The 26053-nt window shown below is 41.7% G+C and carries 20 protein-coding genes; 1 reads left to right on the top strand and 19 read right to left on the bottom strand.

The genetic code is table 11. The annotated features are described in order from the left end of the window. Positions 1–8: 8 nt before the first annotated feature. From ABMY42_RS04520 to tagH, 19 genes are all read right to left on the bottom strand, one after another. On the bottom strand, positions 9–299 hold the full coding sequence (locus ABMY42_RS04520) for a PAAR domain-containing protein (RefSeq protein ID WP_038899507.1): 291 nt from the start codon (positions 297–299) through the stop codon (positions 9–11). Between the two features lie 11 nt (positions 300–310). After that, the gene (gene tssI, locus ABMY42_RS04525) at positions 311–2146 is read right to left on the bottom strand and encodes a type VI secretion system tip protein TssI/VgrG (RefSeq protein WP_038899506.1); all 1836 of its coding nucleotides are present in this window, start codon (positions 2144–2146) and stop codon (positions 311–313) included. 50 nt (positions 2147–2196) lie between these two features. Next, positions 2197–2676: a type VI secretion system tube protein Hcp gene (locus ABMY42_RS04530; protein ID WP_005447029.1), complete on the bottom strand. Its 480-nt coding sequence runs from the start codon at positions 2674–2676 to the stop codon at positions 2197–2199. A gap of 207 nt (positions 2677–2883) precedes the next feature. Further along, the gene (gene tssH / locus ABMY42_RS04535) at positions 2884–5439 is read right to left on the bottom strand and encodes a type VI secretion system ATPase TssH (protein WP_272759879.1); all 2556 of its coding nucleotides are present in this window, start codon (positions 5437–5439) and stop codon (positions 2884–2886) included. A 10-nt stretch (positions 5440–5449) separates the two neighbouring features. Further along, a complete protein-coding gene (tssG, locus tag ABMY42_RS04540) occupies positions 5450–6415 on the bottom strand; it encodes a type VI secretion system baseplate subunit TssG (protein WP_349266041.1) in 966 nt (321 codons plus the stop codon). Further along, positions 6412–8235 carry a type VI secretion system baseplate subunit TssF gene (tssF, locus tag ABMY42_RS04545; RefSeq protein WP_349266042.1) on the bottom strand — a complete coding sequence of 608 codons (1824 nt, stop codon included), beginning with the start codon at positions 8233–8235 and terminating at the stop codon, positions 6412–6414. The genes tssG and tssF overlap by 4 nt, the downstream gene beginning before the upstream one ends. After that, a complete protein-coding gene (tssE, locus tag ABMY42_RS04550) occupies positions 8232–8696 on the bottom strand; it encodes a type VI secretion system baseplate subunit TssE (protein ID WP_274884437.1) in 465 nt (154 codons plus the stop codon). Before tssE ends, tssF begins: the two co-directional genes overlap by 4 nt. An 8-nt stretch (positions 8697–8704) precedes the next feature. Then, on the bottom strand, positions 8705–9502 hold the full coding sequence (locus ABMY42_RS04555) for a type VI secretion system accessory protein TagJ (protein WP_017190828.1): 798 nt from the start codon (positions 9500–9502) through the stop codon (positions 8705–8707). A 9-nt stretch (positions 9503–9511) separates the two neighbouring features. Then, positions 9512–11023: a type VI secretion system contractile sheath large subunit gene (tssC, locus tag ABMY42_RS04560; protein WP_005447039.1), complete on the bottom strand. Its 1512-nt coding sequence runs from the start codon at positions 11021–11023 to the stop codon at positions 9512–9514. Between the two features lie 57 nt (positions 11024–11080). After that, positions 11081–12574, bottom strand: a complete 1494-nt coding sequence (tssC, locus tag ABMY42_RS04565; RefSeq protein WP_005447040.1) for a type VI secretion system contractile sheath large subunit — start codon at positions 12572–12574, stop codon at positions 11081–11083. 2 nt (positions 12575–12576) lie between these two features. After that, positions 12577–13104, bottom strand: coding sequence for a type VI secretion system contractile sheath small subunit (gene tssB, locus ABMY42_RS04570; RefSeq protein WP_005447041.1), 528 nt, complete (start codon positions 13102–13104; stop codon positions 12577–12579). Between the two features lie 15 nt (positions 13105–13119). Beyond that, positions 13120–14241: a type VI secretion system protein TssA gene (tssA, locus tag ABMY42_RS04575; protein ID WP_349266043.1), complete on the bottom strand. Its 1122-nt coding sequence runs from the start codon at positions 14239–14241 to the stop codon at positions 13120–13122. Then, on the bottom strand, positions 14234–15028 hold the full coding sequence (locus ABMY42_RS04580; protein ID WP_349266044.1) for a protein phosphatase 2C domain-containing protein: 795 nt from the start codon (positions 15026–15028) through the stop codon (positions 14234–14236). Before ABMY42_RS04580 ends, tssA begins: the two co-directional genes overlap by 8 nt. A gap of 10 nt (positions 15029–15038) precedes the next feature. Next, positions 15039–15734 (bottom strand): type VI secretion system-associated protein TagF, encoded by a 696-nt coding sequence (gene tagF / locus ABMY42_RS04585; protein ID WP_349266045.1) that lies wholly within the window; start codon positions 15732–15734, stop codon positions 15039–15041. Continuing rightward, complete coding sequence (gene tssM, locus ABMY42_RS04590) at positions 15716–19234, bottom strand: type VI secretion system membrane subunit TssM (RefSeq protein WP_349266046.1); 3519 nt, start codon at positions 19232–19234, stop codon at positions 15716–15718. The genes tagF and tssM overlap by 19 nt, the downstream gene beginning before the upstream one ends. 14 nt (positions 19235–19248) lie before the next feature. Continuing rightward, positions 19249–20541 (bottom strand): type VI secretion system protein TssL, long form, encoded by a 1293-nt coding sequence (gene tssL / locus ABMY42_RS04595; protein WP_349266047.1) that lies wholly within the window; start codon positions 20539–20541, stop codon positions 19249–19251. 14 nt (positions 20542–20555) lie between these two features. After that, positions 20556–21881, bottom strand: coding sequence for a type VI secretion system baseplate subunit TssK (gene tssK, locus ABMY42_RS04600; RefSeq protein ID WP_272492014.1), 1326 nt, complete (start codon positions 21879–21881; stop codon positions 20556–20558). Positions 21882–21901: 20 nt separating this feature from the next. Beyond that, a complete protein-coding gene (tssJ, locus tag ABMY42_RS04605) occupies positions 21902–22357 on the bottom strand; it encodes a type VI secretion system lipoprotein TssJ (protein ID WP_009699029.1) in 456 nt (151 codons plus the stop codon). A gap of 9 nt (positions 22358–22366) precedes the next feature. Further along, positions 22367–23539 carry a type VI secretion system-associated FHA domain protein TagH gene (tagH, locus tag ABMY42_RS04610; protein ID WP_009699028.1) on the bottom strand — a complete coding sequence of 391 codons (1173 nt, stop codon included), beginning with the start codon at positions 23537–23539 and terminating at the stop codon, positions 22367–22369. 318 nt (positions 23540–23857) lie between these two features. Between tagH and ABMY42_RS04615 the strand changes: the two genes are divergently transcribed. Next, positions 23858–26002, top strand: coding sequence for a serine/threonine-protein kinase (locus ABMY42_RS04615; protein WP_038899498.1), 2145 nt, complete (start codon positions 23858–23860; stop codon positions 26000–26002). Positions 26003–26053 lie beyond the last annotated feature (51 nt).

Below are 26053 nucleotides of genomic sequence, written 5' to 3' on the forward strand. Positions count from 1 at the left end.
AGCCCCATCTATCCACCAATGACTACCGTTGGGTTGCCGACTAAAATTTTACCGCCGTGAGATGTCGAATCCCCTAGCCGTGCTGCCGGTTTCCCGTTGATTTTCACGCTAGAAGAACCCGAAGAGATGCTATCCGGTGGACCAACACAAATTAGCTTATCGCCTTTTCGTGCAGCAGGGAGGCCTGTGATTTTTACGTTTGCAGACCCCATTATGACAGGTCCTCCGACGTGAGGAATTTTCCCTGTCTTTTTGGGACATATGTGAAAGCTACCTATTATTGCTGCTGGTTTTCCCATTTCTTCGCGCCTTAATTAAGGGAAATTTGCCCGGCTTTTAGTGCGATGGCAGAGCCATTAATCGAGATTTTATTGCCCTTAATATTGATCTCGCCAGAACTCGACATTTGAATCGACGCCCCACCAACCTTAATTTCAATACTTTTTCCTGCATTAATTGATAATGCCTTACCAACATCTAAAGATTGATTCTCACCTACTTTAAGGTCGGCACTTTTACCCACTTCTTGGCGCAATTCATTGGTGACTTTTTCTTTTTTATTGTTCTCTATAGAAATATCTGCACAGTCTTCGACTACCATTTGAAACAGCTTTTCTGCGTGTAAGTAGACATGCTCATCTCCAGGCTTGTCTTCAAACCGAAGCTCGTTGTAGTTATTTCCCTCTTTTTGTACAGAGCGAGATTTGTAACCACTTTGAGAAGCTTGGTCCGGTAATTTGTATGGTGTCTCTTGAGTTCCATTGTAAAGAGAGCCGGTAACTATAGGCTGATCCGGGTCGCCATTAACAAAATCGACAATGACCTCTTGACCAACTCTTGGGTGGAAAATACTACCCCAGCCATTACCCGCGCTAGCGTGCGCAACGCGAATCCAGCATGAACTGTTAGCATCATATTTACCTTGTCTATCCCAATGAAACTGAACTTTAATTCGTCCATGCTTATCAAGGTAAATCTCACCATCCTCATTTCCAGTAACAATCGCGGTTTGAAGACCTCTAACTTGAGGTCTTCGAATATGAGTTTTTGGACGAAGCATGGTTTTTGAACCGACGCAGTGGAAAGACATTTTAAAACCTTGAGCTGACGTCCCACCTTGCCCAGTTTGATTGAGCACTGACGCAGACATGGAAACCGAAGAAAGGACAAACTCTTTACCTACACGGCTTACATCTTCATGTTTTTTAAATTTAAATAATTTACCAACAGTAAAGGTTCTGCAACTTGCTTCACCACTACATTGATAAGCATCTTGTTGTAGCGACTCAATTGCATGCTTGTTGCGTAAGGAAAAATCATCTTTAGTCTCAGTTTCCGCGAGATACTCATAGTGCTCACTAACTGGTACCGAAAAATATTCACTCTTTCCATTCGCTTGGTGCATCGGATGAGACAAAGGCTTAAGCATATCAAAGCCTGCTTTACATGTTTTTTTAGTCGTCAGTGTTTGGGTCTCATTCCATGAACTAATGTGGCTTACTTCACTCGTACCTGTTGAATGATTAACAAAGAACTCTTCCCCTGACTCGTAGTAATCAGCGTCATCAAAAAATTCAATAACATGGGAAGATTCTGTATGCGAAAAGCAATAAGCAACTCCCTCTTCAGACAGTAACCGCTCTATAAATGCCAGATCAGTTTCGTCATATTGAACTTTATACGCATACTTGGGGTAACTTCTTAGAGTTTTAAAACTGAACTCCACATCATGTTCTGATAGAATCAATGAAATTATTTCTTCTATGCTTTTATTTTGAAAAATACGGCAGTTAGTGCGGTAATCAGAAAATCGAATTTTAGGCTCGATATACAAATCTATGTTTTTGTAATTCTCACCATGCTCAACTGTAGTAACCCTTGAACCAGTTAATCTGGCTCTAGATACAACCCCATGAAAATAACGAGGTTTAGCGCTAACAGATGGATGATTATCCATCGTGATCAAGACCTCTTTTCCAATGATGTTATTCAATTCCTCATGTTGATCGTTAAAATAAGCATGAGCATACAATGAAAAAAGTTGGGATACAGTCTCTTTATATTCAAAGGAATTAAGAATTAACGTATCACTCCCAAATGGTGAAGAAATTCGTATAAAGTTATTTTTCTGAGATGCTTTTTTCATTAGATACTTCTTTATAAAATAGCGGGAAGAAAGCTCTTCCCGCAATACAATTACATTTGCTGACCTTTAACACCGCTGTAGCCATATACTAATGGCGCAGATGTGTTGTTCTTATCGTCAGTAGGTGTAACTGTCATCATCATTTCAGTGTAAGAAATAGTGATTGTTTCAATTGGACGATCGTCCTGGATTGACACAGAGTAGTTTGAAATCATTGCATCGGTAAGTTCGATTTTCATGATCTCTTCTACCTTTTCACCTTGCTTGGTGATGTGGAATACCGCTGGTTTACCTTTACCAATGGTAGCTTCTTTAAATAGGTCCGGTGATGAACGGTCTTGAAGCTTAGTGATCGTCAAATCGTATAGACGTGTTGCACTTGCTTCGCGGTCCATCGCTGTACCAGTGTACGATGAAATTTCACGACCAACACTCCAATCTACAGATAGTAGAGTAATTAGATCCTTGTACTGTTCGGCTGTTGCCTCACCTTTAATATCTGCATATTTAAGATACGTGTTAGACTGCATGCTAATCTCCTATAGCATTATTAATGACATATTACATAGTAATTTTATATTTTAATCATCAATTAAAACTAATGATTAATGTATCAAAAACCAATTTTTAAATACGATATTTTATATCTTGTATTTAGATTTAATATAAGCGTTATTTTAAATGTAAAATGCTTATTACGAAGCAACTCTCATATTAATTTCATTTTGAAATAATTGTTATAAAAGTGAGACAGTTAAAGAATTAACTTCACCCTCGACCTTAATCTCTTTAAAATTCTTACCTTTAAGAATCGCCGTAAGGATTTCATGCGATATTTTAGGCAACAGTGTATTTTCAATGGTTGTTTGTATGACCCTTGCTCCACTTCCTGATTCATTACTACTAGCAACAATATTATTTATTAGTTGATCACTCACTATCAGCTCTGAGGAATAGTTTTTTCTAATTCTATCTGAGATTTTTTTTACTTTTAGGTGAGTAATATTTTTTAATACTGTTTCGTCTAGTGGTAAGTAAGGTAGGACATTTACACGTCCCAAGAAAGCAGGTTTAAAGTCCGCAATTAAATCATCTCTCAACGCATTTTTTAGGGCGCCAACATCTGGAGCTAAGTCAGGGTCTTCAAACAATGACATTGTTGTATCTGTACCAGTATTTGCCGTCATAATGATAATGGTATTTTTGAAGTCAATGTCTCTACCTTCACCATCTTTGATCATTCCCTTATCAAACACTTGATAAAAGATATCTTGGACACCTGGGTGCGCTTTTTCCATTTCATCTAAAAGAATGACGCTGTATGGCTTCCTTCTCACCGCCTCCGTCAACACACCACCTTCACCATAACCGACATAGCCAGGAGGAGAGCCTAATAGTAATGAGACTTTATGTTCCTCTTTAAACTCTGACATGTTGATCGTGGTAACGTTTTCTTCACTACCATACACCTTTTCCGCTATTGCTAATGCGGATTCAGTTTTACCGACTCCGCTTGGTCCAATAAGCAGAAACACCCCGTTTGGCTTCGATTCATCTGTAAGTTGGGCACTTGCCGTTTTAATCACTTCCGACATGGTTTCAAGAGCATGATTTTGCCCTACAACTCGTTTAATTAAACTCTCTTTTAAGTTCAATACTGCCTTAATCTCGTCATCTTGCAGCTTACCTAGCGGAATACCAGTCCAATCAGAGATTACTTCGGCGATCAATGCATCCCCTACATGAGAGAACACCAAAGGCTGAGCATTCGTACCGAGTTGTTCTTCAATCTCGATCAATTTTTGTTTGTCAGAATCTGACGGAGATAGGAGGATTTTATTACGTAAGGCTTTTGCATCTTCAACCCAAAGTTGTTCTTGTTGCCATTGCGCCTCAAGAGTAAGTACTGAGTGAGAGAGCTGGTCAATCTCGATTCGAATATTCTCTATCACATCACTATGGTCGCGACCAAATTGAGACTCTTTAATCAGTTGTTCTAATTCTGCTTGTTTTAGCTGCATTGCCTTTTTCTTGTTATCCAATACACCGGGTATTGAAGATTGACTTAAGGCTACGCGTGAACACGCTGTATCTAATACTGACACCGCTTTGTCAGGAAGTTGTCGACCATTGATGTATCGAGAAGACAGTTGAACAGCGGCTTCTAATGCTTGGCTGGTAATATATACGCCATGATGGTTCGACATCACATTCAATAAACCGCGAAGCATATCCACTGCAACTTCCGGAGTGGGTTCATCTACTTTGACCACTTGGAAACGCCTAGTCAGCGCTGCATCTTTTTCAAAGTACTTTTTGTACTCAGCCCAAGTTGTTGCAGCAATAGTTCTTAACTCACCTCTTGCGAGTGCTGGCTTTAAAATATTAGCAGCGTCACTTTGCCCCGCCTGACCACCTCCGCCAATCAGACCATGAGCTTCATCGATAAAAAGAATAATCGGTGTATCAGATTGATTAACTTCTTTTATGACGTTTTTTAGGCGGTTTTCAAACTCACCTTTCATTCCTGCTCCGGCTTGTAGTAAAGCCATATCTAACGACTTAATAGCAACACCTTGCAATGCTGGAGGGACGTCACCTTCGACAATTTTTAGGGCTAACCCTTCTACTACAGCCGTTTTACCAACTCCCGCCTCCCCTGTGAGAATTGGGTTGTTTTGGCGTCTTCGCAGCAATATATCTACCATGAGTCGAATTTCGTTATCACGCCCAACAACTGGGTCAAGCTTTCCTGCTTTAGCTTGTGCTGTAAGATCAACAGTAAATTGATCCAAGGCAGTGCTAGTTTGTTTTGCTGCAGAAGTTGCTACCTGCTGCGATTCATTGAATGCAGGCAATGTCGTCACTTCAATTTTATTTAATTCAGGACAAGGTTGATTTATCGCATTCGCTAAGGAATCATCCGATAGATAAGCACTTAATAGATGGATACAGTTGAGTTCATGTGCGTCAAACTCTATTGTTGCTATCATCACTGCATTTTGCATCACAGTAACAGTGTGGGTTGCAAGTCCCGGCACCGATTCACAACCCGTTTTGTATTTTTCCAATTGCGACAATAACTGTGTTTCAACCAGTTTCGGGTTTACATTAAACTTCTTAAATACTTCAACATAAATCTCTGCGGGATGCTGGAGTATGGATAACAACCAGTGGGTCATCTCTATACTATGATGAGTACGAGAACTCGCCATTGCAGCCGCTTGTTCAAGCGTTTCTTTAGCTACAGGAGACAACCTTTCGACCAACGCTGAAAGTGATAGTAAAGCCATTGTGATTCCTTTAAATGGTGATAGTTATTTCGCGATCTTCAGTTCGCTTATGTTTAGATAAAACCGTACCAATCCCTAGTTGACCATGTCGTTTAGTAATGCACACCTTGGGCAAATACTTATGACGTGTAGTGAGCTTCCACTTAATGGACTTATGTTTGCCTACATACTCATGGACCAAAGACTTAACTGTGTTTATGTATGGGTTATTGGGCAGTAACTGACTGACTTGCTCTGTACTCGTTGGTATTAGTTCGATCATCACTGCTGCATTTATGTTCCACGCCTTTGCGCCTATAGATGCGCCTCTACCGACTTGAGCAAATTGTCCTTCCGGCGTCGACTTTCCACCTAATCTCGTCTGTTCTTCCTTTGATAAACGTAACCATTGCCCTTGAAGCTCGTGTAACCTAACGTCACACCCTGTTAGGTCTTCAATAATGGTTTTTAGTGCGCCTTTACTTCTGTTTCTCGATGCAAATAAGCCGGCGTAGTGATTAATTAGGTGGTCAGAGTGACCTGAAACAGCTTCTAGACTGTTTATGAGAGGGGAACGAGCCCCTTTAGAATGTTCATGTGCCTGAACTGATATCTGACTCAACTGCCAACTACGGTAATACAACGAAAGTAAGCGGTGATTGAAAATATCGTAGAAATCCACCATCGCTCCGTCGCCTTCTTTTTGACGACTAATAGCAAGTTCACTGTAATGATGGGGTAACACGCCCTGTTCCCCTGTCAGACCAATTAAGTTTGTTTCTAGTATCAGCCTATCGCTGCCAGAGCGATGAACATTGGAAAGTTGTGCGTTTTCATAACCTAGCGTTGAGTTTACTTTTAGATCTACCTTTTCATTTTTAGGTAATGAATCGCTCCCTAATTGAGCCCCAGCTTTAAGTAATCCCAATTCAATGAGGTGAATCGCTTCAAACAATGGTCGCTTTTTCAATTGTTGAAAAAAATCCACCTCATTCATAACAATACCTTTTCACCAAGCATTGCAGGCCATCGATGAAATACTTTGTCCGTAGATTTCGTCTTTACCTCTAACTGTGTAAAAATATTTACCTCAGCAAATTGCGCAAAATACACTGAAAGTACGCATCCTAAGAAAAAGGTTTGCTCTTTAGATAGCATTTGATCAGAAACGGTAAGCACCAGCTTTACTCCATGAGCAAAACCAACTCTTCCCTGTTCATTAACCCTTCCTGTGGTTTGTTGATATTCTAATTTTACTAAGGCGTCGATAAGTGCTTTGGTCTCAGCTGTACCCGCAAATGCATAGAGTTTAAGTCGTTGTTTTAACGTTGCAAGACCAGTCTCATCAGTGAAGTGGGAAAGCGTTAATAATTTGGTTAGTTGCCAGCGGCTGCCTTCATCCATATCAGGTCTGATTGTTTCAGTCATTGAGACCAAACATTTTACTTGCTGAAAATTGTCACTTACTTTTGGTAGCAATACGTTTGGCAAACCGCCACCAAAAGGCAATTTTGGGGGCATGTTTCTATTACAACACTCTGCCTTAACTGAAAGTAACCAACTGTCATGGCTATCGAATTCAAACTGTTGATGTTTTTTATTAACAAAAGAAATATAGATATCCCTACCTGGTTCATCAAATCCCCCCGCCCAGTTCTTATCTTCTCGCCTCATTACCCAAAACAAATCACTTTTATTCATATAATGGTTATGCTCGCCAGCGAAGTAACTGGGTAAGTTCTTATAAGACTTGTTCCAGTTATTCAAAGTAACATCCGTGATCGCAACTACTTCACTGCAATCAGCACTTTGATGCCCAGGAGACATCTGATACTCATACTCTGAAGCTTCTAATCGTGTTGGCTCCATCGTGCTTTCGTACAAGTTAATGATTGGAACACACCCTAAAAGCACACTTTCTTCATCTACTTGTTTTGGTAACCAGTCATCGTCGATATCAAAGTAAAAACTAATATCGAGCTCGCCTTCTATCTCTAATCTTTCAAGTGCGAGATCCTGCAGCTCAAAAAACATAAACTTTTCAGGAAAATGTAAATACTCCACTAACATCCTTGCGGATGAAAAGCTGCGCTTACTATAAGGAACGACTTTGTGAGAATCATGAAATCCCACTGCGTGCAAGTGGCGTGGTGTCAATGACGCAATTTCTTTGCCGTTTGCTGAAAGCGATATGCCTATCAGACTTTTGAACAGAAGTTGATATAGCCTTTGTGTGAGTTGAGTTTGACCATTCAGGTAAAAGCGCAGCGTCTCAACCCCCATTCCAGCAAATGTCGCCCCACTCTCATTTGAATTTAGCCTCAACTTAAGCATCGAGTGCGCACTTGTTTCCCAACGAGAACCTATCGATGCCAAAGGGGCATTATCAAAGCTTCCTTGTGAAACGTCACAAGGGTAAATCTGTGTGTCATAACATGTTTTAAATTCGCACTCATCAAAACCGGGTGCACTGATCTTTACTTTTTCTCCAGCAGGTATATCAAAGGGTGATGACGTTGACCCATTACACTTCATTCTGATGATCGACATCGAGGGTATTGGAGCATGAAAGTCTGGGTGTAGTTGCCCCATTAAAGACTCAGTAAACTGCGGATAACTGTTATCCAAACTCTGGCGAATTCGCGCCGTCATGAACGCGCAACCTTCTAACAACCTCTCTACATGAGGGTCATCTACTTGTTCTTCGTTAATACCCAAACGCGCAGCAATCTTTGGGTATTGCTCGCCAAACTCCTGCCCTTTGTGGCGCAAATATGCCAACTCGCGGTTATAGTACTTCAAGAACTCTTCGCTCATTTTGCTCTACTCAATTTCATGCCTAAATTTACGGGTTCAACTTCGGTATTAAACGTCACGTCGCGCTCACTATTTCCTATAAGGCACGTTGCATTTATCTGTAACCTTAAAGTGCGATCTACCGCACTCTTTTCCTGCAGTATATTGACAACCGGCGACGATAAACGCGGTTCAAATTCACGAATGGCCGCTCTTACAATGCCGCAGAGCTGCCCTTGTCCTTGCTGGCTACTGAATGGCATTGAAGAGAAATCAGGCAGGCCATAATTTAAGATTGATTTATTCGCTTCTTTTAACTCAAACGGGACTTCTCTCCACCCAATCCGACTGTTCAACATCGACTCTAAATCTCTCAATAAACTGTCTATCAGCAACTGTTGAGTGAGTGGAAAGTCTTTATCTTCTCGGGATTGAGGATCATTATCGATTAGCTTATCAAGTAAGGATGCTGCCAGTGCCATCTAAACCTCTATGCAAGCTCTGCGATTTCTGACAATTGGTTTAGCTCAAAAATAGGTACTGCTTTGTCCCCAACCAACCAACACTTTTGTCCTGAACCTACGAACAACTCGCTAGCGCCAAGTTGTATCCAATCCGTTTCTTTGGCAAGCTTTTGGGCGTCTGTAGATGAGTCTATGTATGTGAGTGGCATGTGCCCCTCTCCTTCACCTAAACCCTCAATATCAAACTCCACAGGTCGCCAAACATTTTCAAGTAATGAGCTTGGATCCTTCACTTCTAAATATTTAATATTCTTAATTGGGACAAGAAAGTAGTTTCCCGCAGTAGAAAACAGCTCGACATAACCAGACAAACGGTCGTCGATATCCCTTACCTCATCGGTCATACTTCCATTTTGAGAAAAGCGTTTAGTGGTTCTTCCTTTTTCAAGCTGCTGCGCCAACTCATAACCACTTTCATAGTCTTTATTTTTGATGGCAAGATTCAACTCGATGATCAACTCGTTAACCTTTGAATCACCTTCAACAAACTGCGCAGTTGCTGCCCCCTCACTAAAGTCTTTACGGGCTTGCGCCGCTTTTACAAGATGACGCAATTGACTCGCACCTGCCAAATATTCCGGAAATAGCTTGATCGATTGAATCAGTTGATCGTCCGCTCGCTCCAAATCACCGTTAATACAAAGCAGCTCAATGAACGAACTTCGCAAGCTTGCATCTTTCGGGGCAGACTTTATCTCTTCAATTAATAGAGTAATAGCTTGCTGCAATTGACCTTCAGATAAGGCTTTTTTCCATGTTGTCATCGTGTTCCCTTACACCACCTGCTCCGGTGATAACTCCGTAATTAATTTGACCGCCGAAACCATTTGATCGAGTTGAAAATGAGGTCTTAAATGCACTACTGAAAAGTAATGCCCTGGCGAATCGCGTTTTTCTTTAACTGTTATTTTTGCTTCGTTGAGTGGATACTTTGCTCTGAGTTCATCAGAAGCTTCATCAGAAGCAGTTGTATATTGGTGAAGCCATTGCTGAAAATCCCGCTGGATTGAATCAGAATCTTGATACCCACCAACCTTGTCTCTTCCCATTACCTTTATGTAATGTGCGATTCGAGATACACATAATGTATATTGCAGCATCGAAGTCAGCTTGGCGTTCATCGTTATGTTCTGGTCTTCAAATAACTTCGGCTTATGGATAGACACACTGGATATCATGCCGACTAAATCGGTTTCTGCGACAGGTGACATCGTAATGAAACCGCAATCGGATATCTCTTTCTCTTTACGCTCTGATACCTTCAGATTTAAAGGGCTCCTATCTCGTGTGTTTTTACTCATAAGCTGAACAGAACTTCTTGTTGGAGCTAGAATGGCTCCTTGGGTGTAATCCCCTTGCTTCACACCTCTCATGTGAGTAAACCAACCATGTTCTTGATAGGTTCTAATTGCGATGGCGGCGAAACAAAAAGCGGCGCTACCCCACAACAACTCTTGTTCTGATTCAACAATCGTCTCCTCGAACTCAAACGCCTCTATCCGAGAACCATCTTTGATATAAGGCTGCCTAAAAAGAACATTAGGCGCTGCAATACCTATAAACTTTGTATCTTCTGATTCTCTCAAGCGTTGCCACTTCCCATACTCAACTTGATCAAATTGAGAAGTAATGTCTGTGGTAGATGACAACTCCGAAAAACGATCAACCCCAAATACACTTGGTTGCGCAGACATGACAAAAGGACTAAACGCAGCTGCTGCTGTCTGGGCAATCTTACCCAATACCGACAAATCCCGATCAAAGTAGTTTTGGTTAGGGTCATGTCGAAGCTCATAATCACCAACTATAAGTCCAAATGGCTCACCTCCAGCCATGCCGTATTCATTTTGGTAAAGCAGTTTAAACAAAGCTGACTGGTCGAATTCGATTGCTTTTAAAGCATCTTTACTGACTTCTTCCCATGTCGACGATAAAAGCTTTATTTTTACCAATTCACCAGATTGACCGTCTGTTTGTTCACACAGATACTTAACCCCCACCCAAGATCGCTCCAACTGCTGATATCTCGGGTGATGAATGATTTCATTTAGTTGTTTCTGTAACAATTGATCTATTTGATTGATGGTCATAATCAAACTGCGACGAAATTCAGCAACACTTCTGCTTTTGGTACCTTCTAACCAAATTTTTGCCGAGTGTATTGAATCTTCTGTTTCGACAAACCGAGTAATCCAGTAACTATTAAGTTCCGCACACCCAAGCGGACTGAACTCATGCTTTAGTTCGCTTGGGTCTAAGAAATTCAACGCTGTATCGTTAGTCATTTTTACACACCACAGGAGGGAAAGTGTGGTTGACCCATAAAGCCAACCACAATTCACTTAACCACCCGATTGAGGGATTTTTGCAACTAAGCGTAATGAAGTCGTAAGCTCTTCCATCTGTAACCAAGGCTTCAACCATGCTACTGCATTGTAAGAGCCTGGCGCGCCTGGAATCTCCTTAACCTGCACGCGAGCATCAGCCAATGGGTATTTCGCGCGGATTTCCTGACCGCCTCCTTCAGATGCGTTCACATAACTTAAGATCCAACGGTTCAACCATGATTCAACATCTTCTGCTTCCATGAAGCTACCGATCTTATCGCGAGCCATCACTTTCAAATAATGGGCAAAACGCGATGTCGCCATCATGTAAGGTAAGCGTGCGGAAATTGCAGCATTCGCTGTCGCATCCGGAGAGTCATGATTTGCTGGTTTCTGACAGGTTTGCGCACCAAAAAACACGGCATAGTTTGTGTTTTTGTAATGACATAATGGTAAGAAACCAAGTTTACCTAACTCCGCTTCTCTGCGGTCAGTAATACCGATTTCTGTTGGGCATTTCATATCAGGATCGCCATCATCACTCATGAAGAAGTGCGTTGGTAGATTGTCTACACGACCACCACCTTCTGCACCTCGAATCGCTGTACAGAAGCCATACTTTGAAAAAGCATCTGTGAGCTTCGCACCTAGTACATACGAAGAGTTCATCCAACAGTAGTCGTTGTGTTCTGCATTAGTCGCAATGCCGGAAACAGCGTCAACATCAAACTCCTCAAACCCAAACTCTTCAACTGGAGAAGTCGCTTGACCATAAGGCAAACGTGCTAGCACTTTCGGCATGGTTAGGCTTACAAAACGCGAGTCAGCACTTTCGCGGAAGGAACGCCATTGTGCGTATTCCAATGACTCGAATACCTTATCCAAATCGCGAGGTTTAGATAATTCCGTCCATTCATCAAAGCCAAACAAAGCCGGTGAAGCCGCCGAAAGAAACGGCGAGAAACCAGAAGCAGCAACGTTAGACATCAGGCGCAATGATTCGATATCTTCCGGATGGTTTGTAAACTCATAGTCACCGATAAGCGCACCATAAGGCTCACCACCAGCACTACCGAATTCAGACTCATACACCTTCTTAAAGATTTGGCTCTGATCAAACTCAACCGCTTTGCTTAAATCCTTATGAAGCTCTTTTTTCGTCATGCTGATCATGCGAATTTTCAATGCTGAACTTGTTTCCGAGTTCATCACTAAGTAATTTAAGCCTCTCCAAGAGCCCTCAAGCTTTTGTAGTTCTGGGTGATGCATGACTTCAGACAATTGTTCCGAAATCTGTTGGTCAAGAAGCGTGATTGCTTCACGGAACGTCACCGTTAGGTTCTTATTCCAGGAAACGGTACCTTTCATTGCTTCTTCTGTTAATGTCTTGATCAACTCTTCGGCACGAGAAGCTTCTGTTTGCTTTGTTGCACCAATCGCCTGCTCTAGGAATGATGACGTTTGTTGCTCTACCGTTGGATCAAGTTGTTTGTCAATTTGAGTCGTCATTACTATGCTCCCTCTGGATTATCTACAGAGCTTGACTCGCCCAGCTTTAACTCTCCAGCCAACTTTGTCAGGTTTTCCGTGTTGTTTAATACATCCTCTAGAATATTTTCTAACTCTTCTGAGCGGTCGACCTTCGTCATCAAGTCACGAAGTTTATTTCGGGTTTCCATCAGTTGGCGTAAAGGATCAACTTGATTAACAATCGCTGCGGGCTCGAAGTCCTGCATAGATTTAAAGCTTAAATCCACTTCAAATTGCGAGTCATCTTTCGCCAATTTGTTTGCGACTTTAAACTTCACTGATGGACTCATTTTTTTCAAAACATCATCAAAGTTGTCTCGATCAATCTGAATGAAACGTCGGTCTTTCAAAGGCTTCAACGCTTCGGTATTTTGTCCAGCGAAGTCGCCCATTACACCAACCACAAAAGGAAGCTCTTTTTTAAGCGTTGTTCCTTCGGTTTCAACATCATAGGTAATGTGAACACGAGGCTTCCTTACTCGTGACAGTTTCGAGTGAATACTCGTCATACCGTTCTCCCTTCCTTAATTTTCATTTTGTTCTGCTATGCCAACTAAACGGAAATAGCTTCTCTTTGCATCTCCGTCGGAGATCAATTCCGCCAGTAATTCCGGCAGAGGCATTCCACACCAACGAATAATCTGTTCGATGGAGTAAGAAACTGGTGAATGAGGCTCACTTTCTCTAAAGAAGTCTGCCACCTTTTGTAACTGTTCAATCGCTTGCTCGCGTGATTGCATATTTGTTATTAGCAATTCGCTGTTGTTAGCTGACTGGCTTGTGACCGTAGTCGGCTCGTTAGATTCCATATCAGCCACTTCAATCACCTCTTTCGGTGCCTGAAAGCGGTCACCAAGCAAATGCTTTAATGCCGAGTGTATTGAATCAAGCTTTTTTGAGATGTAAGAACTTGGGGTAACATCTCCAACAGCATCATCAAGCTTTTGACTAAATTGGTTAAATGCCCTTATGCCGAACTCAAGATCAGTGATCAAAGTCCTGTAAAACTCATCAGAGGTGGATTTAACGGTATCGCTGATTTTCGACAGTTCCACAGCACCTTGCTCGACTTTGTAACGTCGTTTATCTTCATCAAGTCGCTCTAATTCGATGGCTTGTTGGTATTCCCAAAATGCGTAAGCTTGCTCTACCCCCATATCCGTAAGCGGAATCGAAGCCAGTGGAAAAATTAAGGTACCTTCACTTTCGATACCGTTTAATCCAATGATTGCAGAAATACGAGTCTCGATTCCGTCTTCATCAGGCATGGGATGTAGCTGTTCCCAGAAATGATCAATAAAGTGTGATGCTATCTCGTATCCGATCCCCATTCCGCGAAAGCCATAAATACGTGTCAGCGCCTCAATCAGCCAAGCGACAAGCTCCAAATCCTTTGACTGAGAAGTCAGAACTTCTGGAACTTCATCAATGAAAACACGCCAAAGGTTGGTGTGGCTGAGTATGCTTTCTTCTTCAATAATGGCGTTACGCTCTGTATTGCGCGCAGCCATCCTGTGGTCTTTTAATCTGTAATAAGCAGATTGAGGAGATACGTCCTCACGAGGGTCCACGCCCGTTGGTTGATCAGCAGAGACAGGTTGTAGTACTGGTTCTAACCACTCGAACGCTTTGATTAGGTCATCCACGCACTTTACTCCTCAAGAAAACAGGAATGGTCGCGTCATCTTGCTGATTTTCAGCTATTTCATTTTGATCACAGCATACTTTGACCAACGCACATGTGACGTTGTCACTAGCACCTCGAACTAACGCAGAGTGCATCAAGGCTAACCCTGCTTGATTGACTGAATCAGCATAGAGCGTGTTGTGTATCTCGTCATTGGTCAGTTCTTTAGAGAGCCCGTCGCTACACAACAGAAATTGATCACCGTTCGAGAGCTGACCGGAGATTTGGTCTATCGTTACTATTTCATCGACACCTATCGCACGAGTTATGACGTTAGCTAATGGGTGTGATTCTGCATCCTCAATCGCTAATAACCCTTGTTCGACCAGATCCATAACTTGGCTGTGATCTCTTGTTTTTTGCGTGAAGCTCCCTTCTCTCAGTTGGTATATACGGCTATCCCCAACCCACAAACAATGAAAATACCCGTCCTGCATAAATAACAGTACAAGTGTTGTCCCCATCGTTTTACCTTCTAAATGCTCTTTTGCGTAATCAAAGATCTCTTTGTTTGCTTGCTGAATAACACCTCTCAACTCATCAATATGGGTTGTCTTATTGTCTTTTGCATAGCGGGCAATCTTATCGATCAACATCTGACTGGCGATGTCTCCTGCACAATGACCACCCATACCATCTGCTACGACCCACAAACCAAGTTCGGACATATCAAGTAATGCATCTTCGTTATATGGACGGACCTTTCCTGGATGAGTCCTCGAAAAAGTAAAGTAATTCCAATTCATTCGCTGATACCTACCAGTTCCACTCTTGCCAGTTTCCATCTAACATTGCCGCATATTGACCTATTGAAGGCAGTCCCGACGTAATCAGCATACAGGGCGATATAGTTGCCGACCCTTCAGTCCACCAAAAACAAGGTTTTTTGTATTCCTTACCTAATATCTGATTTAAAAGACCATTCGCAGATAACTGTGGGGTGTTCTCATAAATGGTTGAAAGTTTGCTTTTGTAATGTACTAACGGTACTTCTGCCGTAGGAACATCATCTAAAACTGTCTTACCCGAGTCAGTGAGTCTTCGAGCCCATGCATCAAATACAAAGTCGTCATTGAGTACAGCGACGGCAAGATCTTGACTATTTTGAGTCCACTGACTCTGTTCCCAATAATCCACAGCATTCCCTTCGACTGGTCTCACAACGGTGAAAAAGAAGTAGCGTCCCGCAGAGTCAACACTCGGTATGACACTCCCAATGTAAGTTGCGTCTTCCATGTAGGAGATATCCAGTGCAAAGTGCCAAATTGGAGCCGTGAGAAAGTATTGATGCCATCCTTCGCCCAATTGTTCTCGGCTAACTGCTATTATTGCTTGCTGCCAATCATGCCATCGTTCAGTAAACTCTTGAGAAAGCCCATTTTTAACAAAATCCCCTTTCGCAGGTATTTTTCCAATGTAGCCCCAACAGGGTGTTATAGCGTTTGAGGACATCGAAAACTCTCCATCTCGTTAGACCAAAACGGGTTGATCGCACTTGAAGGGATGAGTTCCAGTTGAACTTTGTTTCCTTTCAAATCGATCATAACGATGTTGTCATTTCGCGACTCCGGACGCGCTTTTAGTGATTGATCAAGTAATTTGAAAATACCCCACTCACCTTCGTAGGTATGTGCAATCTCGCGTTTTGATTCTGGTGGAGTAAAGACGATTCGAGTTTGGTCTTGCCCTGCGGGCCAGCTTAATGACTTCGCGCGAGCAGGACCGTGCTTATAGACTAAGTCTTGCCCACCCAGCTCCAGTACAAAACGAGTAATATGCTGATCTAAATAAACAGGTTTCATTCCAAATTCGACGCGCAAAGAATTGTCCGGCTCAAAGAAAGTTTGTCTTATCCGTTTGGCTTTCTGGAATACTGCGAGTGTTTCTGGACGAACACCAATTTCTTTTTCAAGCTTCCAACGTCGAGTTGAAGTGTCTACAAATGGTTCTAAATACTCCTTAAAGAAGGCATCCATGGTTCCGCCGTAACCGAAAAACCGCTTAAAATCTTTGAGGCGAACTTCCTTCGAGGCATTAGGAACAAATGGATAGCGACCAGCAATTGAGCTTCGATATGGTTTAACCACCTTTGTTAACCATAATTGATTCAAGTGATCTTTAGACCCATTCTCTGCAAACTTAACTGACTCTTGAGACAGTTCTCCTAACCATTGATTAAATGGCTTTGGTAACAACTCCCTTGCACGTTCAAACGACGCAGCAACATCTTGGGTAACTGTTCCATCGAGAATGCTCTTGTATGCAATTTTTTGATTGTTACCCGAACTTGATAAATCAGACAGGTAAGAGCGCAAATTGACCATTGCTGTCTGAATATCTTCAAAATCTTGTTCATCCAAACGTAAGATTTCAGTAAAGTGGGATTCGACTTCTTTACCTGGCAAGGAAACATTAAAGCTATTCTCTTCAGGTAAATACATATCTAACTTGTCAGCGGTATTGGAAAACTTCACTTTAGCAACCTTCCCTGCCACCTCTGACGCCGCTTTTTGGTTCTCTGACAAGACAACTTTGGTCAAACCAACCTCTTTTTGAATCGCACGCAATAATGATTCAATTGGTCTCTCAACCCCCGACAACACTCTTGCTTGAGTAGAGGCTAGATCAAGGGTTGGCGCTTGCTTAAGCTGAATGTCTTCAATTAAGTTTTTCCACTCATTCACATAATCTTGGTAGTAACGTGCTTGTACACCCTGGATTGCACTTGCTTGGTCAATTTCATGCGCTTTTAAATCGTCTCCATATACCCAGTTCTCTTCCATTAACCCTTTCACAGTGCGGTTAATTTGAATTTGGAAAATGCTGTGAAACCCGTTATACGTGTAAAAACCGGAGATCCCTTGAGACAGTGGTTTACCGCTCATTCGCTCAAATTGTTCTAACCCTTTTGGTCCCAGAACGTCTGTTAATCTGAATGACGGCACATGACTTTTTGAAAATTGTAACTTCATGCGTTGGTAAGCACGCTCAGGCAAAGACATTTGAGTTAACACTTCTCGAGCACTCTCTACAGCTGAGTCATTAAATGAGAAGCCTCTTTCGTTGCTTTCCAGAAGGTTATTAGTGTGCGTCATTAGACGGTCTCTTAGTGATTCATTAAGAGCGCCTGGATAATGTCTTTCAAAATAAAAGCCAAACCACGCTAATACTTCTTCTTGTTGATACTTTTCTGGGTTAAACAACATTAGGTAAGTTTTAAGCGTTTCGTATAGATACTGACGATGCTCTTGGTTTCCTTCCATCTCTGAAATCAGGCTATCAAGCACCAGAGGAGCGAAGTGTTTGGTTAGAGCAGACGTGTAGGCGTTATTTGCCGCTTGAGAGACTTTGTCGCCCTGATACAAACCAAACTTCTTTATTGCATCCGAATTTCCGTAGTCGCTTTGCTTTCCCAAAGGTAAAGTCATGATTCGGTCGAGTGTTTCTATCGCGCTGATAATGTCTGATTCAAAATCTAAACTATCTGCACCGATCATTGCTTTTATATGACCCGTCTCTTTGTTGGTTTGGGTGATAAGTGTCGAGTTCCATTGATAACTCATAAACCACGTTCCAATCGCTCCGCATAACGCGACCGCACAGCCGATGTAAACGCCTCGATGGAGCCAACTGGATTGCTTTTGATAATGACGATTGACCGTCCCAAGCAGTTGCTCTTTGAAGATGACTTGATCAAACAAGCTTCTAACGAAATAGCTGTGAGATCCGTGGTGCTGAGCAGATAAACCTAACTTCCCTAGCCCTAGCCCGCTGCTCGATTCGTTCATTAGCCGGCTAACAGGGATACCGTCTTGAACCGAGCTAACCATAAACACGCCTCGAATAAGGGTGGGCTCTTCAAAGCTGTTCTGAGCAAATATTTCTGTAAGGAATTCATCTAGGTTTGCTTGAAGCACTCGAAGTTGCTTTGGAAATTCAAAGATCATCGCGCGCTTATCAAGATCGTCCTCTGTTTCCAGAATGCGCAGCATTCGGGCGTCCAATCGCTCAAGTAGATGATGAAACTCTTTATTGAAAAGAGAAATGACACCGCGCTCATCTTCGCAATCTTTTGGGAACATAAAACCGAATAGCTCTTCACGCTCTTCTTTGCTCAGATCCGCGAAAAACTCATTAAACCCCGCCACCAGATCCATTTTTGTAAGAAGTACGTAAATTGGAAACTGCATACCCAGTTGGTTTTTTAGTTCCTGTAAACGAGACTTTATCGCCCTTGCATGCAGGCTCCTTTCCGTGCGTGTTTGCGACATAATGCTAGCTAAGCTGATTGTCACAATTGCGCCGTTAATTGGTCTCTGTGTTCGATATTTTTTTAACAGCCCAAGAAATCCATGCCACGCCTTAGCATCAACTTTTTCTTGGCTATCTTGTGTCGTATAACGACCAGCGGTATCAACAAGAACCGCTTTGTTTGCAAACCACCAATCACAATGGCGTGTTCCCCCAACACCTGCAACAGAGTCCGAACCTAATGAATCCGCTAACGGAAACTCCAACCCAGATTGCTTAAGAACTGTCGTTTTACCTGTACCAGGAGGACCAATCAGTACATACCAAGGTAATTCGTATAAGCTACGTTTACCTTTATGTGTTTTGGTAACCACTTTGATTGCCTGCTCTATTCTGTCTTGCAGCACATTAATTTCTGAGGCAGCTTCTTTATCAGATTGCGAATCCACCTCTAACAGGCTTTGAATTGTTTCGTCTTCTTTTACTTTTTGCTTATGTTGCTTTGTAAGATTGAACACACCCCAAACGAAAACTAATACCAGGATGCTAACCAAACGCTGAAAGTCAGTTTTTAAGGGCTCATATCCCGCAACAGTGATGAGGGGACCTACGACCCAAATAAAAATTGAGCACGCAGCAACACCGACTAAACCGATAAACCAACGTTGAGTAAATATTCTGCCTACTTCTCGGATACTCATTTATCTCACTTTCCTTAGTTTGCAACCATAAGGTCAATTTCGATTCGGCGGTTAAGCGCACGATTTTCATCAGTAGAGTTTTCAGCAAGGGGTCTTGCATCACCAAGCCCTTCAGGAAGGACTCTTCCTTCCAGTGCACTGTTCGCAATCAACTGTTCAGACATCGCCGTTGCACGAGCAAGGGAAAGATGCCAATTGGACGGATATTTACTGGTAAAAATAGGGTTATCGTCAGTATGTCCAGTGACCAAAATCTTCCCTTCGGTTGTTTCTAAAGTGCGAGACAACTTAGATATAACAGGTTGGATATATTCAACGACTTCCGCACTACCTGACTCAAACAAGTCTTGAGCTTTGAGAGAAATCCGAACTCTGTCGGATAGAGCCTCAACAGTCACCAGTTCTTTATTTATCTCGGTTGCTAGATACATAGAAACGCGTTCAGCAACTTTTATTACTTGAGAATCGGACGTAGGAGCCATCTCTGTTTGATTAGGTGAGATGAGATTAATTAAACTGGCAAAGGTTTGATTTGAAGCCTTGTTAAGGTCATAGCTGAAGAACATAAAGATACAGACCAATATTGCCAATGTGACAGAGCAAACCACCCATAAAGGCGCACGTTCCGCCACTTGCGAACCATTTAACAAACGGCTTTCAATATTGTCGCTTAAGCGTTGCTGTAACCCTCGACCGTTTGACTTTAAAACGCTAACAACTTGCTTTCTCAAACGACGGTGTGTTTCCAGACCATTTTTTTCTAATCGATATTGCCCTACGAAACCTAAAGACATACACACATACATGAGTTCCAAGAGATCAAGCTGAGTCTCAGGGAATGACATGCATGTTTCTAAATGCTGAAAAAACGCCTCCCCACCTTGACTGCTAGAATAGAAAGAGGTCAGCAACGAGTCGTGACTCCATGTCGATTGGCTACCCCAATTTGTATTCAAAACTACTTCATCGATTGCGCAGCATAAGCAGTAACGAGCGGTATCTATTGTTTCCAGATTTATGTTTTGTTGACGTAGTCGGTTTTCGTAGTCTCTTAACTTTTGTGCCAACGTTTCTTTTAAAAACAAGACGTCAGAGTGACTCGCTGTTGCTCGAATCTGTCCAATAATAGAAAGTATGCCATTAGCTTCAGCTAAAATCGGGTTGCTGCCAAATGCGACCACTGAGTCATTGTTGACCACTTCAGGATTCTTTGAGATCACAACTGTACTATCGGCAGATTTTGGTACTGAGATATTAGCGTTTGTTGGTCTTCCACCTGGTGTTGGCTTTATTATTGTCTGTTCCATAATGACGTAACCTGTTATTGGTTAATGCTCCATAGCTCTATGTCTGAATTCGGGAATTGACCAGATAGCTGAAGAGCAATACCGCCACTCTCTTGGAGACGAACCCAGAATGGTCCTTTCTTAATCACTTCAAAATACACATACCCCGTTTGATAAGGGATCTGTCGAGGAACAACATTGAGTGGTGCAACGTTAATACCGTTGATTTGATTATTTATAAGATCTCTAATTTGTTCTGCTGGTCCCAACTTGAGTTGAGCTGGTACCAAACGTCTAATCTCATCAGTACTTGTATCTGCTTTTACTGCCAAAACAAACTGGCTTAATTCAAGAAGTCGCTTATCAGGTAACGGTGTCACTCGAATACCAAGTTGTCGAACCTCCAAAGGAAGTTTATTAGCCGTCTGATCTAGAACAACACTCAGGTATTGGCTTAACACCTGATTAAGCTCTGAAATCGTAGAGGTCAGATTTGAGTGTTCATAATCAATAAGCAAAGGAGCGCGCTTATTTTTACTCGAAAAAGTCGACAACTCACCAACATATCCTCGTAATAGCGTGACAAACTCTAAAGGGTGAACTTGTTCTAACTGCCCCAGATGTCTAAGAATCGTTTCGTAGCGATTGAGCATTTGAAGCATGATGAAATCGACAGCTGAAGCAGATGCCGCTTTGCCTTGCACTAAACGTTGAGAAACCACATCAGCACGGATTTTTGTCATTCCCGTTACATTTTTTAGGCAAGCCAACATTGCTTGATCTTTAAGCACATTGAGATGTGGCGGCGTATACTCTTCATCAAGAAGAATTGCGCCTTCCGCAGTGACTTCTTTAATTTTAAGAATCGGTAACTCAACAAAACCTGACAAGTTGTCATTGCTTACTTTAAGCGCAACATTCAACGACGCCACTTGAATGCGCTCTTCATCCTGACCAGTTTGCACGTCTATAACGTCTAGATCGTTTAACACATATCTGCTGACAACACCTTCACTAACATCCGCAATCGTTTTTTCTTTAAGGCTCGATGAAGCAACGACCACTTTAACTAATGTGTTTTGAGTTCCCTTTTCAACCAGTAATGGCGGAAGAACTTCATTAACGTTCTGCAATTCAATAAGAGTCATATCAGGAAGAATCGCTTCGAGTTTCTCGATTTCTACCACGCCTTCTTTCAGACTGTTCGGGTTTATACGAACTTGATACACGCCCCAATTATAAGGCTGTTGAAAACGGTTCAATCCCTTAAACTCATGCTCAAATGCACGCTCGCTTTGCTGGAAATGTTGAGGACGTAAAAACATCCCCTCACACCATGCTGTGTGGGAGTAATCTGCCATTGTTTAGTCGCCAAGTGAGGTTATTTAACGAATATAGAAAGGTCGTCTAGGTGAATTTGGTAAGTGTTGTAACCTGTCTGGTCTACCTTAATCACCTGCCTCCAATTGGAGTTTTCGATGTCACGGAATGCCGCGACTAAACCTAAATACTGAGTTTTTGGTGACATGCTTGCGTGATAAATATCTTCCTGACCAGGCGTTAAAGAAATTTCATATTTGTTCACTAAATCAGGACCTAAAACCGTGTCATAGCTTTCGTACAGCGAAAAGAAATCCTGACTTTCAAAGACGGTTGAAGATGTCAATTCAAACACATAAATCACAACAGGCGACGGTCTGCCATTTGAATCTGGGTTGATATTATGTTTGGCGGTGAGCGCTAAATCAGCATAGGGATCAACTACTAGGTTTGCCGCTGAACAACCAACTAAAACTGCCGTAATAAATAGAAGTAAGGTCTTCATTATTGTTTTCATCATCATTCCTTAATTTTTACTTCTCAGTGCATTTTCATAATGCTTTGCAAAATCTTCCAAATAAAAAGGTGATTCCTTATTTATAATTTCATCCGTTAATTGATAATGAATACCTTCAAATTTCTTCCAGCTTTGAGCATATTTTCTTGCTGGAATTATTTTATTGAAGAAACTATCACTTGACATTGCATCGGAGTAAATACTTGATGGCTCAACTAACGACATAACACTTGAAACGGTACCTTCGACACCTTTCATCAACGCTTTTTCATGGTTTTCTATATCAACAAATGCTTCTTTAATTGCTATGTCTGCTCGCATAAAACTAGCAGTGTTTCGGTTGTATAAATTATGAATAGCATCTTCTAAATTAGCGGAAAACTTTAATGGATTATTTTCTGACTTTCGAAAAGCGGTATGGTTTAAACGATTATTTTGTTTAAACTCAGCTCGATTATGTAATGTTTCCATTAAGCCCAGTAGCATCAAAGAAAACGACTGACCTAGTTGCTCGAACCACTGTTCGCTATTTTCGTCTGGAACCATATTTGGGTTGATACCCAGACCTCTGACGAAGGCTTGTTGGTTTTTGCTTTCATTTTTTACCAAAGGCTTCGGAGCGCTAATCGGGGTAGACGCATGAGGGGATACTTCTTCAACACTCGGCTCTTGTGCTTCTAAAAAGTCATCCATCAGACCAATATCAAGCTGAAACTCAGAAGGCGCACTGTCTCTTAACAGATCCGCTGCGTTCAAGCCAAACTCATCATGAGTTAAATTTCGGTCTACATCACCAACAGCTAACTCATTGATAGTATTGTGCACTATATTGCTATCATCGATAATTCTTTCTTCTAAACTTACTTGAATTTGATAATCGCCGAGGGCCACGACATCGCCATGGTTGAGTGCCAATTCATTTCCTTGACCAACCGGCGTCACGGCATTATTTACAAAGGTACCATTCGTCGATAAGTCTTTAATCAAGTACTTTTCACCAAATTTGATCAGTTCACCATGCTTACTTGATATGACTCTTTCAGGGTCAGGCAATGTCCAATCACACTGTTCAGAGCGCCCAAAACTGACCTTGTCATGTTCACCTGTCGCATCAAAAACGAACTCAGTGTCAATCTCTGGAGTGAACTTATGAAAACTTGTAATGGTTAAAACCAACGTCATGTAAACCTCGCCAAAGGAACTGCTTAATATATAAATTTAGTTCTTAATAGTTAGGCAACCACTTATTAACACTAAGATTAATAATGCCTAATCAAATAATAATTGTATTTCACGAACGGAATAATGAATTAATTTCTCAGCAAAGCAATCTAGGATTATTACGCAAAACAAAATATACAACGAGGTTCAAATTTTTGACGCTTAACTTTTCATTCGTCAAAAAACCGATGTTAGCTTAACCGAGAAATCTTCATTTAATCATTTTTCATTAGCAGATGAGTTATATATTCACACCATCATTTTATATGGAGCCTCGTGATGGACGACAAAAATAAAGACAGTTCTATAAATAAAGAATGCAGTGGCGATAAAACCAAAATTGTAAAGACTCAAAAAAGAGAAAATACAAATGACAATAAGGGCAATATAAACAATGAAGGCTCTGCCCTAAATAATAATGAAACAAATACAAAAGTGTCTCAGAACCTAAACACAATTCCACCAGCAAACAAATTAGTGCGTAATATTGATAATGATGATAAGCAAACTCGATCTGATTCATTGCTCGGGGAGACGGTAAAAAACCGTTATGAAATTGAATCTTTGATCGGCCATGGTGGTTTATGTGACGTCTTTTTGGCGAAAGACAAAATTCTTGAATCTTCTGGAGCAGATGTCCCCTATGTCGCATTAAAGGTACTACAAAAAGAGTATGCGTCTCAGCCAGAAACCGCCCGCATGCTCATTCGTGAAGCACAACAAACTCAGAAGCTTAGTCACCCCAACATCATCCGAGTCTACGATTTTGGAGTAGACGGAGAAATCTATTTCCTCGTGATGGAATATGTTGATGGGGAGACATTAGAAGGACTTATTCAACGCTCTAGACCGGACGGGTTAAAGTACAACGCCACCCTTTCAATTCTGAACCAAACGTTAGATGCATTATCGTATGCACATTCACTTGGTGTGGTCCATGCAGACTTAAAGCCCGCAAACATCATTCTCACTTCGGAAGGTAAAGTGAAGTTGCTGGACTTTGGCGTCTCTAAAACGCACCAACTGAAGCATGACCAATATGCAGCAAAACGAAAATCACGAGACACTGACACGCTGGGTTATACACCGAATTATGCCTCACTTGATATCTTATCGGGCAAAGAACCGAAACAAAGTGACGATCTGTTTGCGTTTTTCTGCATTACTTTCGAGTTGCTGAGCTGCAAACACCCATATGGACGAACCCCAGTCAACGAAGCGCTTAAAAAAAGCGTTAAAGTAAGCAAGCCATCTCACTTTCCATTTTCAAAGTGGCGAATCTTCTCTAAAGCTTTTGCTACTGGTGTCGTCCCTTCTCAGCTCAGCGCTACTGATATCAAGCACCTGTTAAATAAGAACCGTTGGTCACTTTATTCAGGTATAGCCGCCAGTCTTGCCTTAATGGGTTTGTTAGGTACGTTCTATCAACAACAGCAAAATACCATTAACCAACTCAACCTTACTCTCATAGAAAAAGATCACGCCATCGAATCTGCAGAGCAACTGTTAAATACGCTTCCGGAGCAAACCAAAGCGTTAATTGACAACAAACAAGGGATACACCCAGTGATTGCTGCTGGTTTCCTACGTTTGTATAAACCGCATATCCTTGGAGAATTTGAAGCAAAGATCGATGACGTACTTAACTCTGATGTAACGACTTATCCAAACTACAAACAGATTGAATCCATCTTACAGCAAGCAAAAAACTATTACCCAGACTCCCATAAAATCGAAGTTTTGGCATTGGATATTCAATCAAGCAAACACTCTACTCTGCTTTCTATTGCGAGACAGATAAACAGCCACTTAGAAAAATCCTTGTACACCCAGCAAGACGAGGCTAAATCTATTTACGATCTCAAAAAGGAACTCCATGAAATACATAAAGAGTACCCTTTCACTCCTAGCTCGTTGGCAAGCGAAGTCTTTGGTCAACACCTCAATGAAGCGCTAAAAATGCGCGATGCAGCAGCTTTAGTCACACTCATCAAAGTTGGAAACTCCTTTTTTGCTGAGTCTGAAGAACATCAGCAAAATTTGGCGATTAGCAATACGATGAAAGATGCGGTATTGGAAATGAAACTTTACGAGACCGCAAAAGAGAGCTCAACGCCGTTGCCTTTCCCTGCTGATGCTGCACGATTGTTGTATCAGGAAGAGTTTGAAGGACTGCACTACCGACTCAACCAAGCTCGCACAACGGTTAACCTAGATAAGCTCGTCAAAGATATTGATGCATTTTCTGAAAATTTCCCGCCGGGTTTCCAAGATATTAATGATCTACGATTCCAAACCGCCGATAAGTACCTACAGTTTTCTGACATTCTTTTAAACAAGCGGAAGTCTAAAAGTGCGAGGCGTGCGATGAAGAAGGCAAACGAGCTGTTAAAACGCGTCGAAACGGAAGCTGAACAGAGTTAATGACTACAAAAGTTGATGAGGGGCATATCGCCCCTTATTTTAACGTAAAAG

Origin of the sequence: Vibrio sp. SSH13-20, assembly GCF_040104475.1 — a bacterium.
Classification (GTDB): Bacteria; Pseudomonadota; Gammaproteobacteria; order Enterobacterales; family Vibrionaceae; genus Vibrio; species Vibrio harveyi.

Excerpts from the sequence above, each read along its gene's own strand:
- tssK (WP_272492014.1), bottom strand. The coding sequence starts at position 21,881 with ATGGCAGATTACTCCCACACAGCATGGTGTGAGGGGATGTTTTTACGT.
- ABMY42_RS04580 (WP_349266044.1), bottom strand. The coding sequence starts at position 15,028 with ATGAATTGGAATTACTTTACTTTTTCGAGGACTCATCCAGGAAAGGTC.
- ABMY42_RS04615 (WP_038899498.1), top strand. The coding sequence starts at position 23,858 with ATGGACGACAAAAATAAAGACAGTTCTATAAATAAAGAATGCAGTGGC.
- tssC (WP_005447040.1), bottom strand. The coding sequence starts at position 12,574 with ATGACGACTCAAATTGACAAACAACTTGATCCAACGGTAGAGCAACAA.
- tssG (WP_349266041.1), bottom strand. The coding sequence starts at position 6,415 with ATGAATGAGGTGGATTTTTTTCAACAATTGAAAAAGCGACCATTGTTT.
- tssL (WP_349266047.1), bottom strand. The coding sequence starts at position 20,541 with ATGGAACAGACAATAATAAAGCCAACACCAGGTGGAAGACCAACAAAC.
- tssH (WP_272759879.1), bottom strand. The coding sequence starts at position 5,439 with ATGGCTTTACTATCACTTTCAGCGTTGGTCGAAAGGTTGTCTCCTGTA.
- tssF (WP_349266042.1), bottom strand. The coding sequence starts at position 8,235 with ATGAGCGAAGAGTTCTTGAAGTACTATAACCGCGAGTTGGCATATTTG.
- tssI (WP_038899506.1), bottom strand. The coding sequence starts at position 2,146 with ATGAAAAAAGCATCTCAGAAAAATAACTTTATACGAATTTCTTCACCA.
- tssC (WP_005447039.1), bottom strand. The coding sequence starts at position 11,023 with ATGACTAACGATACAGCGTTGAATTTCTTAGACCCAAGCGAACTAAAG.
- tssE (WP_274884437.1), bottom strand. The coding sequence starts at position 8,696 with ATGGCACTGGCAGCATCCTTACTTGATAAGCTAATCGATAATGATCCT.
- ABMY42_RS04520 (WP_038899507.1), bottom strand. The coding sequence starts at position 299 with ATGGGAAAACCAGCAGCAATAATAGGTAGCTTTCACATATGTCCCAAA.
- tagH (WP_009699028.1), bottom strand. The coding sequence starts at position 23,539 with ATGACGTTGGTTTTAACCATTACAAGTTTTCATAAGTTCACTCCAGAG.
- ABMY42_RS04530 (WP_005447029.1), bottom strand. The coding sequence starts at position 2,676 with ATGCAGTCTAACACGTATCTTAAATATGCAGATATTAAAGGTGAGGCA.
- ABMY42_RS04555 (WP_017190828.1), bottom strand. The coding sequence starts at position 9,502 with ATGACAACATGGAAAAAAGCCTTATCTGAAGGTCAATTGCAGCAAGCT.
- tagF (WP_349266045.1), bottom strand. The coding sequence starts at position 15,734 with ATGTCCTCAAACGCTATAACACCCTGTTGGGGCTACATTGGAAAAATA.
- tssM (WP_349266046.1), bottom strand. The coding sequence starts at position 19,234 with ATGAGTATCCGAGAAGTAGGCAGAATATTTACTCAACGTTGGTTTATC.
- tssJ (WP_009699029.1), bottom strand. The coding sequence starts at position 22,357 with ATGAAAACAATAATGAAGACCTTACTTCTATTTATTACGGCAGTTTTA.
- tssB (WP_005447041.1), bottom strand. The coding sequence starts at position 13,104 with ATGACGAGTATTCACTCGAAACTGTCACGAGTAAGGAAGCCTCGTGTT.